We start from the raw sequence: 17,864 nt of genomic DNA on the forward strand, positions 1-17,864 counted from the left end.
GCAAGCCGCGCGACGCCCTGTCATCATTCGCCGCTGCATGAACATCGATCCGAACCCCCTCGCCGATCTGTTGAACCGAGCCAGGCAAGCCCTGGCGGACCCGGCGGGCATGCTGCCGGTAGCGAACCCCGCCACCCCGGAGGCCGGATGCGTCGTGTTCTTCGCCACCGGCGAAGGCAGCAGCCGCGCCCGCGTGGCATCCGGCCGTGGCGCCGACGTCGACGCCGCATGGCAAGCGGCCGCCGAAGCCATCGCAGTGCAGGCCGCCCGCGGCGAAAACCCGCCGCAGCGCCTGCGCGCCGAAGTCGTCGACAAAGTCACCCCCATGCGCTGGCGCGAGCTCAAGGCGAAGTTGGCGCAAACCAAGCGCAACTACTTCAACGAAGGCATCGCCTTCGACGCGCGCTTCGAGATGGCCCTGCTCGCGCAGGAAATGCACGGCGGCGCGGTGCTCTACAACGGCGACGTCGACCACGCCGAGCCCAACCCCGGCAACCTGCACCTGCTCGGCAAACGCCGCTTCGGCCGCGAGATCGACTTTCCGGCGGACGACGAAACGCCCGTCTGGTGCTTCACCACCCGCGCCGTGTACGTCGACGCCGAGGGCGCATGGCCCATCACCGCCGAAGGGCAGGCGGCGGGCTTTCGCACCCTCACCGACTGGAACGCGCCGCAGATCCGCACGCTCATCGAGGACGCCAGCACCTACCTCGCCGCCCAGGTCAAGCCCACGGGCGAGTTCGACTACGGCTGGTTTCCCTGCTTCGACCGCCTCATTCCCACCTACAACACGCTGCGCCACGCAAGCTCGACCTACGCCATGCTCGAGGCCTGGGAGCTCACGCGCGACGACACGCTGAAAGCGTCCATCGACCGCTCGATCGGCTTCCTCACGGGCACGCTGATCCGCCCGGCCGTGCTGCCCGACGGCACGCGCGCCGCCTACCTGCTGGACATCGGCAACGAGATCAAGCTCGGCGGCAGCGCCGTGTGCCTGCTCGCGCTGGTCAAGTACACCGAGCTCACGGGCGACAGGCAGTTCCTGCCGCTGCTGGAGCAGCTCGCGCTCGGCATCCGCCACATGCAGGACGCGGAGACCGGCAGCTTCGTGCACGTGCTGAATGCGCCCGCGCTCGACGTGAAGGACAAGTTCCGCGTCATCTACTACGACGGCGAGGCCGCCTTCGGCCTCATGCGGCTGTACGGCCTCACGCGCGACGCGCGCTGGCTCGCGGTGGTCGAGAAAGCCTTCGAGCATTTCATCGCGGCCGAGCACTGGCGCGCGCACGACCACTGGCTGAGCTACTGCGTCAACGAGCTCACCCGCTACCGGCCTGAAACGCGCTACTACCAGTTCGGCCTGCGCAACGTGGCGGGCTACCTGGACTTCGTGCTCGAGCGCATCACCACCTTCCCCACGCTGCTCGAGCTGATGATGGCCGCGCGCGACATGGTGCTGCGGCTCGAAGCCGACCCGGCCCTGCGCCCGCTGCTGGCCGAACTCGACCGCGACAAGTTCGACCGCGCGCTGGCCTACCGCGCCCGCTACCTCGCCAACGGCCACTTCTGGCCCGAGCTGGCGATGTTCTTCCGCAACCCAGACCGCATCGCGGGCTCGTTCTTCATCAAGCACCACAGCTTCCGGGTGCGCATCGACGACGTGGAGCACTACCTGTCGGGCTACGTGGCCTATCACCGCATGCTGAAGGCGAGCGAGGGCCTGCAGCAAGGGCGGCGCGCCGGCACGGTTGCATGGGGCGGCGACGTGAACCTGGGGCGGCGCCAGCATTTCCGCATGCACGAGCTGGGCGGCGCGCGCAGGATGCTCGGCGACATCGCCGCGCTGCGCGATGCCGACCTGCGCATCGTCAATCTCGAATGCGTGGTCGCCACCACGGGAGAGCAGGGCGTGGACAAGGGCGAGGCCGGGCCGTACTACTACCGCGCGCGGCCCGAGATGCTCGCGGTGCTGACCGAGGCCGGCATCGGCATGGTCGCCACCGCCAACAACCACAGCGGCGACTACGGCGCCGAGGCGCTGCTGGAGCAGCGGGCGCACCTCGACGCCGCCGGCATCGCCCATGCCGGCACCGGCCGCACGCTGGAGGCCGCGTTGCGCCCCGCGTTACGCAGTGCGGGCGGCGTGCGCGTGGCGCTGTTCTCGCTCGACGCCACGCAGCCGCGCTTTGCCGCCACCGCCGAACGCGCGGGCGCCGCCTGGCTGCCGCTCGACGACCCCGCCGCATGGACCGCCGAGCTGGCACCGCGCATCGAAGCCGCGCGCCGCGAGGCCGACGTGGTGCTGGTGGCGGTGCACTGGGGCGCCAACCTGGAGACCGAGCCTACGGCGGCCGAGATCGCCGTCGGCCATGCCATCGTCGATGCGGGCGCCGACGCGGTGCTCGGCACTTCGGCGCATGTGCTGCAGGGCATCGAGGTCTATCGCGGCCGGCCGATCCTGCATGACGCGGGCGACCTGCTGTTCGACTCCGTGCGCAACGACCTCGGCGATTCGGGCGTGTTCACGCTGGCGCTGGGCCTGCACGGCGTGGAGGCGGTGGTGTTCACGCCGGTCGGCGTCGGCTACGGCTTCTCGCGCCAACTGGCGGGCGCGGAGGCCGAGGCGCTCGGCGCGCGCTTCGCGGCGCAATGCCGCGCGCTCGGCACGGAACTGGCGGTGGCGCGGGATGGCCGCTGCACGCTGCGGCTGTCGCCGCCGCAGCGCCCGGTGTTCCAGGCCGACCCGGCCGCGGCCGAGGCGCCGCCCTCGCGGCCCGCGCGGCCCGCGCCGGTCGTCGGCCCGGTGCGCGCGCCGCGCCCCGAATGGCTGGTCGATGCGGTGCCGTTCGACGCACACATCAAGCCGCTGCAGTTCGGCCCGCTGCGCCTGCTGGGGCTGCGCATCGCGCCCCGGCAGATCGCCGGGCGGCGCATGCTGTGGGTCGAGTCTTTCTGGTGCGCCGACGAGCCCGTGGCGGCCGACCTGCGGCTGCAGTTCCGCGCGCTGCCGATGCGCAGCCGCACGATGCCGCCTTGGGGCGAGGGCATGGACCACGACCCCTGCGACTGGATGTGGCCCACCAGCCGCTGGGAGCCCGGGCGCATCTACCGCGACCGCTACGGCCTGCGCCCGCCGCGCGCCGGACTGCTCGAAAGCGACGTGCTGCAGATCGAGGTGCGCCTGCGCGGCAGCCTGCCCGGCCTGCCGCCAGAAATCTCGAGCGCACGGCGCCTGCCTGTGTGGTGCGGCCTGCGCGTGCCGGAACTTCCTGTGCCGCTGCCCGAGCGCCCCGCGCCCGTGCTGGCTGCAGACCGCCTGGGCGAGGGCAACGAGCCCGCGCCGGTGTGGACCGCCGCGCAGCTGCAGCAGGTCACGGGCGGCCGCTGGCTGGTGGAACCGCCGCCGGGCTGGTTCGTGAACTCGGTGGTGCGCGGGCCCACTCACATGTCGATGCTGCCGGCGCCGTCGCTCTTCGTGGCTTCCGATTACCGCACGCTCGCAGTGCACGAGAGCTACAGCAAGCCGCGTACCGACAACTGGGACCGCCACCTCGAACTCCCCAGGCTGCAGCACGCGCTGGCCGGCGCCGTGGTCGCGCACGAGGTCGATGGGCTGGACGCGGCCTTCCCGCTGCTGAAGGTGGACGACCCGATTGCCGCGATGCTCGCGCTGGGCGCCGCCGCGCGGGCGCGCTACAAGAGCCTGCTGGTGGGCGTGACCGGCACGGTGGGCAAGTCGTCCACCATCGCCATGCTGCGCGACCTGCTGCCCGAACGCGCGCGCGTGCACACCACCATCGACAACTACAACTCGCGCGTCGGCGTGCCGGCCATGCTGGCCAACCTGGCGGCTGACGCCGACGTGTGCATCCTCGAAATGGCGCAGAGCGGCCTGTGGATGGAGCGCGGCCCCATATCGCTGGTGGCGCGGCCGCACGTGGCCGTCATCACCGAGATCGGGCTGTCGCAGACCCGGCAGGCCTCGACGCTGGAGCTCACGGCCGAATACAAGTCGCGCATCTTCCTGGGCCTGGAGCCCGGCGGCGTGGCCATCGTGCCCGACCACATCGCCTGCCTGCAGCAGGTGGTGCAGGCGGCGGCGCGAACGGCCGGCGCGATCTGGGTGGTGGGCCCGGGGCCCGACGCCAACATCCGCATCGTCGACACGCAGCCCGAGCCCGGCGGCGGCTGCCGCGTGCGCATCGCGATGGCGGGGCGCACCGTGGCGTATTCGTTCCCGCTGCACAGCGCGGGGCTGGTGCGCAATTCGGCGCTGGCCTTCGCGGCCCTGGTGGCCATGGGCTTCGACGCCGAAGCCGCCTGCGCGCGCATGCCGCATGTGCGCCTGCCGGCCTCGGTGATGCAGGTGCATCCGCTGCGCACGCAGGCCGGCGTGCAGGCCACGCTGATCGACGACAGCTGGAACGCCGAGGTCCTGTCGATGCGCAATGCCATGGAGTTCGTGCGCGGCTTCCAGCACGCGGCGCAGGGCCCGGTCGTGCGCAAGATCGGCGTGCTGGGCCGCATCATCAACCTCGACAAGGACGCCGAGGCCATGCACCGCAGCCTGGCCGCGCCGCTGCTGCAGTCGGGCATCGCGCACGTGGTGACGCACGGCGACGAGATGCGCTGGCTGCGCGAGGAAGTGCCGGCCGAGCTGCTCGGCCCGCACTTCGACGACGCGGCACAGCTCGCGGGCTACCTGGGCGACTTCCTGCGCGACGGCGACCTGGTGCTGGTGAAGGGCGACCGCATCGGGTCCGACTTCGGCGAGGTGCCCGTGCTGCTGCGCAAGCTATGAGCATGCTTGGCTACCTGTGGCGGCACGCCCGCGGCGCCTTCGTCGTGCTGTGCGCGCTGGCGCAGGCCGCCTGCGCGCAGCGCACCGGCCCCGACGTGCCGCGCCCCTTTGCCGCCGGCAACGACGAGGTGCTGCACTGGAACCAGCCCGCCGACCGCGCGAGCTGCCCCGACCGTGCGGGCTACCTGTGGGTGCAGCCGGTGGAGGGGCCGGCGTGCATCCGCTACTTCGCGAGCGACGACATCGACGGCGCGCGCATCGCCATCGTGCAGTTCTCGGGCGACCGCGACAGCGTGATGGACCAGGCGCCCACGCGCATTCCCGGCAACACCGAGCCGCTGCGCACGCTCGACGCGCAGCGCAGCCGCGACCGCGCCGGCGTGCCCTGGGTCTTCGTCGCGCGGCCGGGCACCTACGGCTCGTCGGGCGACCACCGCAAGCGCCGCGAGCTGGTGGAGTTCCATGCGCTGGACGCCGCGCTCGACGCGCTGATGCAGCGCCACAAGCTGCAGCGCATCGTCATCCTCGGCCACAGCGGCGGCGCCACGGCGGGCGCCGCGCTGCTCACGCTGGGGCGCACGCGCGTGGCCTGCGCCGTGCTGACATCGGGCGCCTTCGCGCTGCTGGAGCGCGCGACGCTGCTGGGCCGCTCGAACGGCGGGCGCACCGACACCACCGGCAGCGCGCAGTTCTACGACCCGCTCGACCACGTGGGCGGCATCGCGCGCGACCCGTCGCGGCGCATCGTGCTGATCGGCAACCGCGACGACCGCAACACGCCCTTCGCGCTGCAGCAGCGCTTTGCCGACGCGGTGGGCAAGGCCGGGCACCGCGTGGAGATCCGCACGCACGCGGCCGAGCCGCCCGAATATCACGACCTCACCGACCGCATCGGCCTGCGCACCGCCTCGCTGTGCGCGCGCGAGGCGCTGTTTCCCCAGCTTCCAGAACGCACACCCCCATGAGCAGCTCCATCACCTCGCGCGCCTACGGCCGCATGCCCGACGGCCGCGCCGTGACCGAATACACGCTCGACAACGGCCGGGGCCTGAGCCTGAGCGCCATCAACCTCGGCGGCATCGTCACCGCGCTGCGCGTGCCCGACCGGCACGGGCAGCCCGCGAACATCGTGCTGGGGCTGCCGTCGCTGGCCGAATACCTGAAGCCGCATCCGCACTTCGGCACCATCGTCGGCCGCTTCGCGAACCGCATCGCGGCGGGGCGCTTCACGCTCGATGGCGTGGCTCGGCAACTCGTGCTGAACGACGGCCCCAACTCGCTGCACGGCGGCGCGAAGGGCTTCGGCACGCGCTTCTGGGACATCGTGCCGCTGACGGCACAAGAGGCCGGCGGCGACATCGCCATCGAGCTGCGCTACACCAGCCCCGACGGCGAAGAGGGCTACCCCGGCGAACTGCGCGCGACGGTGCGCTACACCCTGAGCGCGACGGCGAACACCTGGCGCATCGACTACAGCGCACTGGCCGACCGGCCCACGGTGCTGAACCTGAGCCATCACGACTACTTCAACCTTGGCGGAAACGCCGGCGGCTCGGTCATGGACCACCGGCTCACGCTGCCGGCAAGCCGCTATTGCCCGGTCGATGCCACGCTCATACCGACCGGCCTGGCCGACGTGGCCGGCACGCCGTTCGACTTTCGCGCCGGCACGCTCATCGGCGAGCGCATCCGCCAGGGCCATGAGCAACTGCTGCTCGCGCACGGCTACGACCACAACTGGGTGCTGGACCGGAGCCCCGCGCACCAGGGGCTGGCGCTGGCGGCGCGGCTGGCGCACGAGGCGTCGGGCCGCGTGATGGAAGTGCACACCAGCGAACCCGGCGTGCAGTTCTATTCGGGCAACTTCCTCGACGGCAGCCTGCTGGGCAGCGGCGGCGCGAGCCTGCGGCAGGGCGACGGGCTGTGCCTGGAAACGCAGCACTTCCCGGATTCGCCGAACCGGCCGGACTTTCCCTCCACGGTGCTGCGACCTTCCGAGGTGTTCCGCAGCGCGACCGAGCACCGGTTCGGCATCGGCTGAAGCAGCGAGGCTCAGCCCGCGAAAAGCGCCGTCGGCACGCCGGGGCTGCCGATGCGCACCTTGAAAAGGCCTCCGGCCAGCGGCTCGGCAGCCTGCTTCTCGGGCGTGAGGCTGTTGCGCGCGGTCGTGATGTAGAGCGTGCGCAGGTCGGCGTCGCCGAAGGCGCAGTCGGTCACGTGGCTCGCGGGTATGTCGATGCGGCACAGCTCGGCCGCGCTCACCGGGTCGTGGCAGGTGACGCAGGCGCCGCCCCAGTGCGCGATCCACAGGCGCCCGGCGGCGTCGGTGGTCATGCCGTCCGGCAGGCCGTCGGGCTTGGGGAAGCGGTGCCACTCGCGCCGGTTCGACACGCTGCCGGCTTCCATGTCGAAGTCGTAGGCGTAGAGCTTGTTGAGCACCGTGTTGTTGAAGTACATGGTGCGGCCGTCGCCCGACCATGTCGGCCCGTTGGTCACCTCGAAGCCGTCGTCGTGCCGGGTGCAGCGGCCGTCGGCGTCGTAGCGGTAGAGCGCGCCGGTGGGGGCCTTGCAGTCGAAGTCCATGCTGCCGGCCCAGAAGCGGCCGCGCGCGTCGCACTTGCCGTCGTTGAAGCGGTTGCCGGTGCGCTCGGTCTCGGGCTGGTGCAGGTAGCGAGGCTTCGCCTCGTCGCCGGGCACGGTGGTGTCGAACAGCGCGAAGCCGCGCCGCAGCGTGATGAAGAGGCCCGGCGCCAAGGCGCGCTCGGCGATGGCGGTGATCTCCTCGTCGAAGGTCCAGGTGCGTTGCGCGCCCGTGGCAGGGTCCAGGCGGAACAGGCGCGGCGTGAGGATGTCGATCCAGTAGAGCGCCTGCTCGCGCTGCGACCACATCGTGCCTTCGCCGAGGTTGGCGCCCGCGGGCCAGATGCATTCGGGCGGGCCTTCGACGACCGGCGGGGAGTAGGAGGAAGCGGTGTTTGTCTCGTGCTTGTTCATTTGTTGTTTCCGTTGCTCGGTGTCATGTCTTCTTGACGCGGCGGATCGTATCAAGGCATATTGATAACCGAAATCAAAAATACTGGCATCGATTGATATTCATATTGCAATGTCGGTTGCCGGGCATCTGGAGACCATTTCTTGAATTCCCCTCAGCTTTCCATTCATCCGAGCCTGAAGGACCGCACGGTGTTCGTCACCGGCGGCGGCAGCGGCATCGGCGCGGCCATCGTCTCTGCCTTCGCGGCGCAGGGCGCGCGCGTGGCCTTCGTCGACATCGCCGAGAGCGCCAGCGCGGAACTCGCGCGGCAGATCGTGGCGGCCGGCCATGCGGCGCCGTGGTGGCGCACCTGCGACGTGCGCGACATCGCCGCGCTGCAGCAGGCCATTGCCGATGCGGCGGGCGAGCTCGGCGACTTCGCGGTGCTGGTCAACAACGTGGCGAGCGACGACCGCCACACGCTCGAGTCGGTCACGCCCGACTACTACGACAACCGCATGGCCATCAACGAGCGGCCGGCGCTGTTCGCGATCCAGTCGGTGGTGCCGGGCATGAAGCGGCTGGGCTTCGGCTCGGTGGTGAACCTGGGCTCCACCGGCTGGCAGACCAAGGGCTCGGGCTACCCCTGCTATGCGATCGCCAAGTCGTCGGTGAACGGCCTCACGCGCGGGCTGGCGGTGGACCTGGGCCGCGACCGCATCCGCATCAACACCGTGTCGCCCGGCTGGGTGATGACCGAGCGGCAGGTGAAGCTGTGGCTCGACGAGGAAGGCGAGAAGGCCTTGCACCGCAACCAGTGCCTGCCCGACAAGCTGATGCCGGAAGACATCGCGCGCATGGTGCTGTTCCTCGCATCCGATGACGCGAAGATGTGCACCGCTCAGGAATTCACCGTGGACGCCGGCTGGACCTGAAGCCGCGGCGGCCATCCGCCCTCAGTCGATCTCGAATTTGCGGCCGTACACGCTGAGGCTCGCGGTCTTCAGCGCCTTCATCATCACCCTGGCCGCCGGCGACAGCAGCCGGTCGGTGCGCGTGATGATGCCGAAGGCGTCCATGTGGCAGGGCATGTTCAGCGGCAGCAGCGACACGATGCCGTGCGACGCGTAGTAGCGCGCCACGTCGGTCGCCAGCACCGCCACCATGTCGCTCTGCTGCAGCATGCGCGTGATGAAGAGCAGGGCGGGGCTCTCGATGGTGTTGGTCGGCGGCGCCAGGCCTTCTTCCTGGAACATCAGCTCGAAGCGGTGGCGCAGCACGCTGCCCGCGGGCGGCACGATCCAGCCGGCGCTCACCACGTCGCGCAGCGTGAGGCCGCTCACGCCCAGCAGCGGATGGCCCGGCCGCACCAGCGCGCACACCGGCTCTTCGCTCAATGCCTCGTAGCGCAACTGCGCCTTGTCGTGCTCGGCGAACAGGCGCGCCACCAGGATGTCGAGCTTGCCCTGCTCGAGCCGCTCGATCAGCACCGGGCTGGTTTCTATCTCCAGCGACACCCGCAGGTCGGGCTGCTCGCGCTTGACCATGGCCACGGCCGGCGGCAGCAGCGTGAGCCCCGGCGCGGTGATGGCGCCCACGCTCACCTGGCCGAAGCGCCCGGCCTTCAGCGCGGTGAGTTCGTCGTGCGCCTGGTTCAGGCTCGCGAGCGCGACGCGGGCGTGGCGGATCATGGTCTCGCCGTACCAGGTCGGGCGCATGCCGCGCGGCAGGCGGTCGAACAGCGGCACCTCCAGCACGTCTTCCAGGTCCTTCAGCAGCTTGGAGGCGGCCGGCTGCGTCATGTTGAGCACCTGCGCCGCGCGGTGGATGTTGCCTTCCTCGGCCAGCGCCACGAGCAGCAGCAGTTGCCGCGTCTTGAGCCGGGCGCGGATGAACCAGTGGTTGTAGTTCGTCATTTTTCTTAAGACCAAGGACTGATCGGGTTTTCCAGAATCCAGCGATTGATATGAATTTTGCGTAAAAAACGATTGGATCGATATCGATTCTGTTCTTAGACTGCCCTCCGATTCAAGAACAACAGAGACAAGGTCGACGCTACGGTGATTCACGGCGAGATTCATCTGCACGTGCGGCAGTACATCAACGGCCGCTGGGAAACCAGCGCGACCACGGGTGTGAGCGCCAATCCCTCGGACACCAGCGAAGTGGTGGCCGAGTACGCACGTGCCGACCGCCGCCAGGCCGAAGCCGCCATCCGCGCCGCCACCGAAGCCTTTCCGCACTGGAGCCACAGCACGCCGCAGCGGCGCGCCGACGTGCTCGACCGCATCGGCGCCGAGCTGCTGGCGCGCAAGGACGAGCTGGGCCTGCTGCTGGCGCGCGAGGAAGGCAAGACGCTGCCCGAGGCCGTGGCCGAAGTGGCCCGCGCCGGCCAGATCTTCAAGTTCTTCGCCGGAGAGGCCATCCGTGGCGGTGCGGGCGGCGGCGGCGGGGAGAACGTGGCCTCGGTGCGCGCGGGCGTGCAGGTCGACGTCACGCGCGAGCCGGTGGGTGTGGTCGGCCTCATCACGCCGTGGAACTCGCCCTTCGTCATTCCCGCCTGGAAGATCGCGCCCGCGCTGGCCCACGGCAACAGCGTGGTGTTCAAGCCGGCCGAGCTGGTGCCGGCCTGCGGCTGGGTGCTGGCCGAGATCATCAGCCGCGCCGCCCTGCCGGCCGGTGCATTCAATCTTGTGATGGGCAGCGGCCGCGAGGTGGGGCAGGCGCTGGTCGACAGCGCGCTGGTCGATGCGCTGAGCTTCACCGGCTCGGTGGCCAACGGCGAACGCATCCTGCAGATTGCCGCCGCGAGGCGCGCGAAGGTGCAACTGGAAACCGGCGGCAAGAACGCGCTGGTGGTGCTGGCCGATGCCGACCTCGACCGCGCCGTCGACTGCGCGGTGCAGGGCGCGTATTTTTCCGCCGGCCAGCGCTGCACCGCGTCGAGCCGGCTCATCGTCGAAGCACCGGTGCACGACGCCTTCGTGGCCAAGCTGCGGCAGCGGCTCAAGGCGCTGAAGATCGGCCATGCGCTGGAACGCGGCATCGACATCGGCCCGGTGGCCGACGAGGAGCGCCTGGCGCAGAACCTCGCGTGGGTCGGCATCGCGCGCGAGGAAGGCGCCGAGCATGTGTGGGGCGGCGAGGCGCTGGAGCGTGCCACCCGCGGCCACTACATGAGCCCCGCGCTGTTCCTGGCGAAGCCTTCGCACCGCATCGCGCGCGAGGAAGTCTTCGGCCCGCTGGCCTGCGTGCTGCGCGCCGACGACTACGACGAGGCGCTGGCGCTGTGCAACGACACGCCCTTCGGCCTGTGCGCGGGCATCTGCACCAATTCGCTGAAGCACGCCATGCATTTCAGGCGCCATGCCGTGGTCGGCATGACGATGGTCAATCTGCCGACCGCGGGGGTGGACTTCCACGTGCCCTTCGGCGGCCGCAAGGGGTCGGGCTACGGGCCGCGCGAACAAGGGCGCCACGCCGCGGAGTTCTACACGACGGTGAAGACCGGCTACATGCTGGCCTGACCTGACGGGGTTTCGTTCATCACTACTACCAACAGTCAACTGCAAGTCCTCACGACATCGAGAAGGAGACATCCCATGACCATGAATCGCCGCACCCTCAACACCGCGCTCGCCGCCGCAGCCCTGGGCAGCATGCTGCCTGTGTCCGTCTTCGCGCAGAAGAAGCTCGTGCTGGGCTTCGCGCAGGTGGGTGCCGAAAGCGAATGGCGCACCGCCAACACCGAGTCGATCAAGTCGTCCGCCAAGGACGCGGGCATCGAGCTGAAGTTCTCCGACGCGCAGCAGAAGCAGGAGAACCAGATCAAGGCCATCCGCTCCTACATTGCGCAGAAGGTCGACGTGATCGCCTTTTCGCCGGTGGTCGAGTCGGGCTGGGAAACCGTGCTGCGCGAGGCCAAGGCCGCCAAGATTCCGGTGGTGCTGACCGACCGCTCCGTCAACACCAAGGACGACTCGCTCTACGTGACCTTCATGGGTTCCGACTTCGTCGAGGAAGGCCGCAAGGCCGGCCGCTGGCTGGTCGAGAAGATGAAGGACCAGAAGGGCGACGTGAACATCGTCGAGCTGCAGGGCACCGTGGGCTCGGCCCCGGCCATCGACCGCAAGAAGGGCTTCGAGGAAATCATCAAGGCCGACCCGAAGTTCAAGATCATCCGCTCGCAGACCGGCGACTTCACCCGCGCCAAGGGCAAGGAGGTGATGGAAGCCTTCCTGAAGGCCGACGGCAAGAAGATCAATGTGCTGTTCGCGCACAACGACGACATGGCCATCGGTGCGATCCAGGCCATCGAAGAGGCGGGCCTGAAGCCCGCGAAGGACATCGTCATCATTTCCATCGACGGTGTGAAGGGCGCCTTCGAGGCCATGATCGCCGGCAAGCTCAACGTGTCGGTGGAGTGCAGCCCGCTGCTCGGCCCGCAGCTCATGCAGGCGGTGAAGGACATCAAGGACGGCAAGACGCTGCCCAAGCGCATCGTGACAGTGGAGAGCATCTTCCCCATGGAAGTGGCCGCCAAAGAGTTTCCCAACCGCAAGTACTGAGGACACCCCGACATGAAACGCAAATTCCTCAAGGCATCGCTCGCGGGCATCGCGTTCGCCATCGTCGGCTTCTCGCCGCTGGCCAGCGCGCAGGACAAGGGCCTGATCGCGATCTCGATGCCCACCAAGTCGTCGGCGCGCTGGATCGCCGACGGCGCCAACATGGTCAAGTACTTCAAGGACAAGGGCTACAAGACCGACCTGCAGTACGCCGACGACGACATTCCCAACCAGCTCGCGCAGATCGAGAACATGGTGACCAAGGGCTCCAAGGTGCTGGTCATCGCGGCCATCGACGGCACCACGCTGTCCGACGTGCTGCAGAAGGCGGCCGACAAGGGCGTGAAGGTCATTGCGTACGACCGGCTCATCAAGGGCTCGAAGAACGTCGACTACTACGCCACCTTCGACAACTTCCAGGTCGGCGTGCTGCAGGCGCAGTCGATCGAGGCGGCGCTGGGCCTGAAGAGCGGCAAGGGGCCGTTCAACATCGAGCTGTTCGGCGGCTCGCCCGACGACAACAACGCCTTCTTCTTCTACAACGGCGCGATGTCGGTGCTCGACCCGTACATCAAGAGCGGCAAGCTGGTGGTGCGCAGCAAGCAGATGGGCATGGACAAGGTCGGCACGCTGCGCTGGGACGGCGCCGTGGCGCAGGCGCGCATGGACAACCTGCTGTCGGCCTACTACACCAAGGACCGGGTGGATGCGGTGCTGTCGCCGTACGACGGCCTTTCCATCGGCATCCTGTCGTCGCTCAAGGGCGTGGGCTACGGCTCGGGCTCGCAGCCGATGCCCGTCGTGTCGGGGCAGGACGCCGAGGTGCCTTCCATCAAGTCGATCCTGCGCAAGGAACAGACTTCGACCGTGTTCAAGGACACGCGCGAGCTGGCCAAGGTGACGGTGTCGATGGTGGACGCGATGCTCTCGGGCAAGACGCCCGAGGTGAACGACACCAAGACCTACAACAACGGCATCAAGGTGGTGCCCTCCTACCTGCTCAAGCCGGTGAGCGTGGATGCATCGAACTGGAAGCAGGTGCTGGTCGACAGCGGCTACTACAAGGAAAGCCAGATCAAGTGAGCATCGGAGGCAGCCTCGCCGATGCCGGCGCAATCCTCGAGATGCGCGGCATCACCAAGACGTTTCCCGGCGTGAAGGCGCTGAGCAACGTCAACCTCGGCGTGCGCGCCGGGGAGATCCATGCCGTGGTGGGAGAGAACGGCGCGGGCAAGTCGACGCTCATGAAGGTGCTCAGCGGCGTCTACCCGTGCGACTCCTACGAGGGCGAGATCCGCTTCGAGGGCGAGGTGCGCCGCTTCAGGGGCATTGCCGACAGCGAGAAGCTCGGCATCATCATCATCCACCAGGAACTGGCGCTGGTGCCGCTGCTGTCGATTGCCGAGAACATCTTCCTGGGCAACGAGATCACGCGCGGCGGCGTGATCGACTGGTTCGCCGCCTATGCGAAGACGCGCGAGCTGCTCGCCAAGGTGGGCCTGCAGGAGCCGCCGACCACGCTGGTGACCGACCTGGGCGTGGGCAAGCAGCAACTGGTGGAAATTGCCAAGGCGCTGGCCAAGGAAGTGAAGCTGCTGATACTCGACGAGCCCACCGCCAGCCTCAACGAGCGCGACAGCGACGCGCTGCTGATGCTCTTGCTGGAGCTCAAGCGCCAGGGCATCGCGTCGATCCTCATCTCGCACAAGCTCAACGAGATCGCCAAGGTGGCCGACTCGATCACCGTGCTGCGCGACGGCGCGACCGTCGAGACCATGGACTGCCGCGCGCAGCCGATCAGCGAGGACCGCATCATCCGCGGCATGGTCGGGCGCGACATGGCGCATCGCTATCCGCAGCGCGCGCCGAAGATCGGCGAGACCGTGTTCGAGGTGCGCGACTGGCGCGTGCACCATGCGCTGCACGCCGACCGCGAACAGATCAAGGGCGTGAGCCTGAACGTGCGACAGGGCGAGATCGTCGGCATCGCGGGCCTCATGGGCGCGGGCCGCACCGAGCTGGCCATGAGCGTGTTCGGCAAGTCCTACGGCCAGCGCATCAGCGGCTCGGTGTTCATGCACGGCAAGCCGGTGGACGTGAGCACGGTGCGCAAGGCCATCGACCACGGCATCGCCTACGTCACCGAAGACCGCAAGGGGCTGGGGCTGGTGCTGGAGGAAGACATCCGCAGGAACATCAGCCTGGCCAACCTGGAGGCGGTGGCCGATTCGGCGGTGATAGACACCGGCCGCGAATTCAAGGTGGCCAACGAATACCGCAAGGCACTCAACATCCGCTGCTCCGGCGTGGAGCAGCTGGTGGTCAACCTGTCGGGCGGCAACCAGCAGAAGGTCGTCTTGAGCAAGTGGCTCTTCACGAAACCCGAACTGCTGATCCTGGACGAACCCACGCGCGGCATCGACGTGGGCGCCAAGTACGAGATCTACACCATCATCGACCAGCTCGCGAGCGAGGGCAAAGGCATTCTCATGATTTCTTCTGAACTGCCGGAACTGCTCGGCATGTGCGACCGCATCTACGTGATGAATGAGGGCCGCTTCGTGGCCGAGTTCACTGCGGCCGAGGCTTCGCAGGAACGCATCATGCATGCCATCGTCAGCGCGGGGAGTTCCGTCCATGTCGCAGCCTGAAGTCAACGCGATGAAGCCGGCGGTGCCGGTGCAGGAAGGCGCGGCCAGGCTGCATGCCGGCTTCCTGAAGAACAACCTGCGCGAATACGGCATGCTGATCTCGCTGGTCGCGATCATGGTGCTGTTCCAGGTGCTGACCGACGGCACCTTGCTGCGTCCGCTCAACCTCACCAACCTGCTGCTGCAGAACAGCTACGTGGTCATCATGGCGCTGGGCATGCTGCTGGTGATCGTGGCGGGGCACATCGATCTTTCGGTGGGCTCCGTGTGCGGCTTCATCGGCGCGCTGGCGGCGGTGCTGATGGTGGAGTACGAGTGGCACTTCGTGCCGACGGCCATCGTGAGCATCCTCGCGGGCGCCGTCATCGGCGCGGCGCAGGGCTGGTTCGTGGCGTTCCGCAAGATTCCGTCGTTCATCGTCACGCTGGCGGGCATGCTGGTGTTCAAGGGGCTCACGCTGGCCTTGCTGGCGGGGCAGTCGGTGGGGCCGTTTCCGGTGGCGTTCCAGCGGCTCAGCTCGGGCTTCATTCCCGATCCGCTGGGCGGAGACACACTGCGCCTCACGTCGCTCATCGTGGGCGCGCTGGCCGCCGTGGCACTGGTGTTCTTCAAGCTGCGGGGCCGCGCAAAGCTGGCGGCGCACGGCATGGAGCAGGAGCCGTATGCCTTCTTCCTGGTGAAGAACCTGTTCTTCGCGGCCATCATCCTGTTCTTCAGCTACCTGCTGTCCACCTACAAGGGCCTGCCGAACGTGCTGATCGTGATGGCGGTGCTGATCGTGGTGTACGACTTCGTCACCAACCGCACCACCCTCGGCCGGCGCATCTATGCGCTGGGCGGCAACGAGAAGGCGGCGCGGCTGTCGGGCGTGAAGACGCAACGGCTCGCGTTCCTCACCTTCGTGAACATGGGCGCGCTGGCGGCGCTGGCGGGCCTGGTGTTCGCGGCGCGGCTCAACACGGCCACGCCCAAGGCGGGCCTGGGCTTCGAGCTGGACGTGATCGCGGCCTGCTTCATCGGCGGCGCCTCGGCTTCGGGCGGCGTGGGCCGGGTGATGGGCGCGGTGATCGGCGCCTTCATCATGGGCGTGATGAACAACGGCATGTCGATCCTGGGCATCGGCATCGACTACCAGCAGGTCATCAAGGGCCTGGTGCTGCTGGCGGCGGTGTTCATCGACGTCTACAACAAGAACAAGTGACGGCTTCGCATGGCTGACGACGACACTCCCTCGCCCGTGCTGGAGCTCAAGGGCATCCACAAGCAGTTCGGCGGCATTCCGGTGCTGCGCGACGTGCAGCTGCGCTTGTACCCGGGCGAGATCCATGCGCTGATGGGACAGAACGGCGCGGGCAAGTCGACGCTGATCAAGGTGCTGACCGGCGTGCTGCCATCGAGCGGCGGCCAGATATTCCTCGACGGCCAGCCGATTCACCCGCATTCGCCGCTGGAGGCGCAGAAGCTGGGCATCAGCACGGTCTACCAGGAGGTGAACCTGTGCCCGAACCTGTCGGTGGCGGAGAACGTGTTTGCCGGGCGCTATCCGCGCTGCGGTGTGGCGCAGGGCTTTCGCATCGACTGGGCCAGCGTCAATCGGCGCGCCGAAGAACTGCTGGCGCGCATCGGCCTGGACATCGACGTGACGCGGCTGCTGTCGAGCTACTCGGTGGCGGTGCAGCAGATGGTGGCCATTGCGCGGGCATTGGGCGTGTCGTCGAAGGTGCTGATCCTCGACGAGCCGACCTCGAGCCTGGACGACGACGAGGTCGAGAAGCTGTTCGAGGTGCTGCGGCGTTTGCGCGGCGAGGGGCTGGCGATCGTCTTCGTCACGCACTTTCTCAACCAGATGTATGCGGTGTCCGACCGCATCACGGTGCTGCGCAACGGCAGCTGGATCGGCGAATGGAAGGCGGCCGACCTGGGGCCGCAGGCGCTGATCGCCGCGATGCTGGGGCGCGAACTGGCGGCGCAGTCGGCACGGCCCGCGGCGTTGCCCGCGTTCGACGAAGCCGCGCCTGCATTGCTGCAGGCCGAGGGGCTGGGCCAGGCCGGTCAACTGCAGGCGACGGACTTGCGCGTGCGTGCCGGCGAGGTCGTCGGCATCGCCGGCCTGCTGGGCGCGGGCCGCACGGAGCTGGCTCGGCTGCTGTTCGGGCTGGAGTCGCCCGACCGTGGCGTGCTGAAGGTCGATGGCCGTTCCGTCAGTTTCTCGAACCCGGCCGATGCGATCCGCGAAGGCCTCGCGCTGTGCCCCGAGGAGCGCAAGACCGACGGCATCGTTGCGGAGCTGTCGGTGCGCGAGAACATCGCGCTCGCCCTGCAGGCGCGGCTGGGCACGCGGCGCTTCCTGTCGCATGCGGAGCAGACCGAGATGGCGCAGCGTTTCGTCAAGTCGCTGGGCATCAAGACGGCGAGCGTCGAGACGCCCATCGGGCTGCTCTCGGGCGGCAATCAGCAGAAGGCCATGATCGCGCGCTGGCTCGCGACCGAGCCGCGGCTCCTGATACTCGACGAGCCGACACGCGGTATCGACGTGGCGGCCAAGCAGGAGATCATGGAGGAGATCCTGCGGCTCGCTAAGGCAGGCATGGCGGTGATCTTCATCTCGTCGGAGATGAGCGAGGTGGTGCGCGTGGCGCATCGCATCGTGGTGCTGCGGGACCGCAAGAAGGTGGGGGAGCTGCCGGGTGGGGCGACCGAGGACGAGGTCTACGAAATGATTGCGGCCGCATGATGCATCTCCTTTCTTTCTCCCTCCCCTTCAGGGGAAGGGCAGGGGTGGGGGCAGGCGGCCTCCACCATCGCGCGGTGTCCGAGTCCGCATGCCCCCATCCCGGCCTTCCCCCGCAAGGGGAAGGAGCAAGGCAGAA

The 17,864-nt window shown here is 68.5% G+C and carries 12 protein-coding genes; 10 read left to right on the forward strand and 2 right to left on the reverse strand.

The genetic code is table 11. From position 1 onward, the window contains the following. The first annotated feature begins 37 nt into the window (after positions 1-37). Genes QRN67_RS20285 through QRN67_RS20295 form a run of 3 tightly spaced genes read left to right on the forward strand, consistent with a single transcriptional unit; the run spans position 38 to position 6,842 of the window. Positions 38-4,801 carry a CapA family protein gene (locus QRN67_RS20285; RefSeq protein WP_285413290.1) on the forward strand — a complete coding sequence of 1,588 codons (4,764 nt, stop codon included), beginning with the start codon at positions 38-40 and terminating at the stop codon, positions 4,799-4,801. Continuing rightward, a complete protein-coding gene (locus tag QRN67_RS20290) occupies positions 4,798-5,766 on the forward strand; it encodes an alpha/beta hydrolase family protein (RefSeq protein ID WP_285413291.1) in 969 nt (322 codons plus the stop codon). The genes QRN67_RS20285 and QRN67_RS20290 overlap by 4 nt, the downstream gene beginning before the upstream one ends. Beyond that, positions 5,763-6,842, forward strand: a complete 1,080-nt coding sequence (locus QRN67_RS20295) for an aldose epimerase family protein (protein WP_285413292.1) — start codon at positions 5,763-5,765, stop codon at positions 6,840-6,842. Before QRN67_RS20290 ends, QRN67_RS20295 begins: the two co-directional genes overlap by 4 nt. 11 nt (positions 6,843-6,853) lie before the next feature. On the opposite strand, the gene QRN67_RS20300 is transcribed toward QRN67_RS20295, so the two are convergent. Continuing rightward, positions 6,854-7,795 carry an SMP-30/gluconolactonase/LRE family protein gene (locus tag QRN67_RS20300; protein WP_285413293.1) on the reverse strand — a complete coding sequence of 314 codons (942 nt, stop codon included), beginning with the start codon at positions 7,793-7,795 and terminating at the stop codon, positions 6,854-6,856. Positions 7,796-7,936: 141 nt separating this feature from the next. Between QRN67_RS20300 and QRN67_RS20305 the strand changes: the two genes are divergently transcribed. Continuing rightward, positions 7,937-8,710: an SDR family NAD(P)-dependent oxidoreductase gene (locus QRN67_RS20305; protein ID WP_081268559.1), complete on the forward strand. Its 774-nt coding sequence runs from the start codon at positions 7,937-7,939 to the stop codon at positions 8,708-8,710. Between the two features lie 21 nt (positions 8,711-8,731). Here the strand turns inward: QRN67_RS20305 and QRN67_RS20310 are convergent, their stop codons facing one another. Continuing rightward, positions 8,732-9,691: a LysR family transcriptional regulator gene (locus QRN67_RS20310; RefSeq protein ID WP_081268558.1), complete on the reverse strand. Its 960-nt coding sequence runs from the start codon at positions 9,689-9,691 to the stop codon at positions 8,732-8,734. Positions 9,692-9,835: 144 nt separating this feature from the next. Between QRN67_RS20310 and QRN67_RS20315 the strand changes: the two genes are divergently transcribed. From QRN67_RS20315 to QRN67_RS20340, 6 genes are all read left to right on the forward strand, one after another. Continuing rightward, positions 9,836-11,302, forward strand: a complete 1,467-nt coding sequence (locus QRN67_RS20315; RefSeq protein ID WP_285413294.1) for an aldehyde dehydrogenase family protein — start codon at positions 9,836-9,838, stop codon at positions 11,300-11,302. Positions 11,303-11,377: 75 nt separating this feature from the next. Then, entirely contained in the window at positions 11,378-12,343 is a 966-nt protein-coding gene (locus QRN67_RS20320; RefSeq protein WP_081268556.1) for an ABC transporter substrate-binding protein, read from the forward strand. 12 nt (positions 12,344-12,355) lie between these two features. Then, on the forward strand, positions 12,356-13,426 hold the full coding sequence (gene chvE, locus QRN67_RS20325; RefSeq protein ID WP_081268555.1) for a multiple monosaccharide ABC transporter substrate-binding protein: 1,071 nt from the start codon (positions 12,356-12,358) through the stop codon (positions 13,424-13,426). 41 nt (positions 13,427-13,467) lie between these two features. Next, a complete protein-coding gene (gene mmsA, locus QRN67_RS20330) occupies positions 13,468-14,994 on the forward strand; it encodes a multiple monosaccharide ABC transporter ATP-binding protein (RefSeq protein ID WP_081268572.1) in 1,527 nt (508 codons plus the stop codon). Further along, positions 14,981-16,195 (forward strand): multiple monosaccharide ABC transporter permease, encoded by a 1,215-nt coding sequence (gene mmsB, locus QRN67_RS20335; protein ID WP_285413295.1) that lies wholly within the window; start codon positions 14,981-14,983, stop codon positions 16,193-16,195. Before mmsA ends, mmsB begins: the two co-directional genes overlap by 14 nt. Before the next feature lie 9 nt (positions 16,196-16,204). Next, complete coding sequence (locus QRN67_RS20340; protein ID WP_285413296.1) at positions 16,205-17,728, forward strand: sugar ABC transporter ATP-binding protein; 1,524 nt, start codon at positions 16,205-16,207, stop codon at positions 17,726-17,728. Positions 17,729-17,864: the final 136 nt, after the last annotated feature.

It is taken from the genome of Variovorax sp. efr-133-TYG-130, assembly GCF_030208835.1.
Taxonomy (GTDB): Bacteria; Pseudomonadota; Gammaproteobacteria; order Burkholderiales; family Burkholderiaceae_C; genus Variovorax.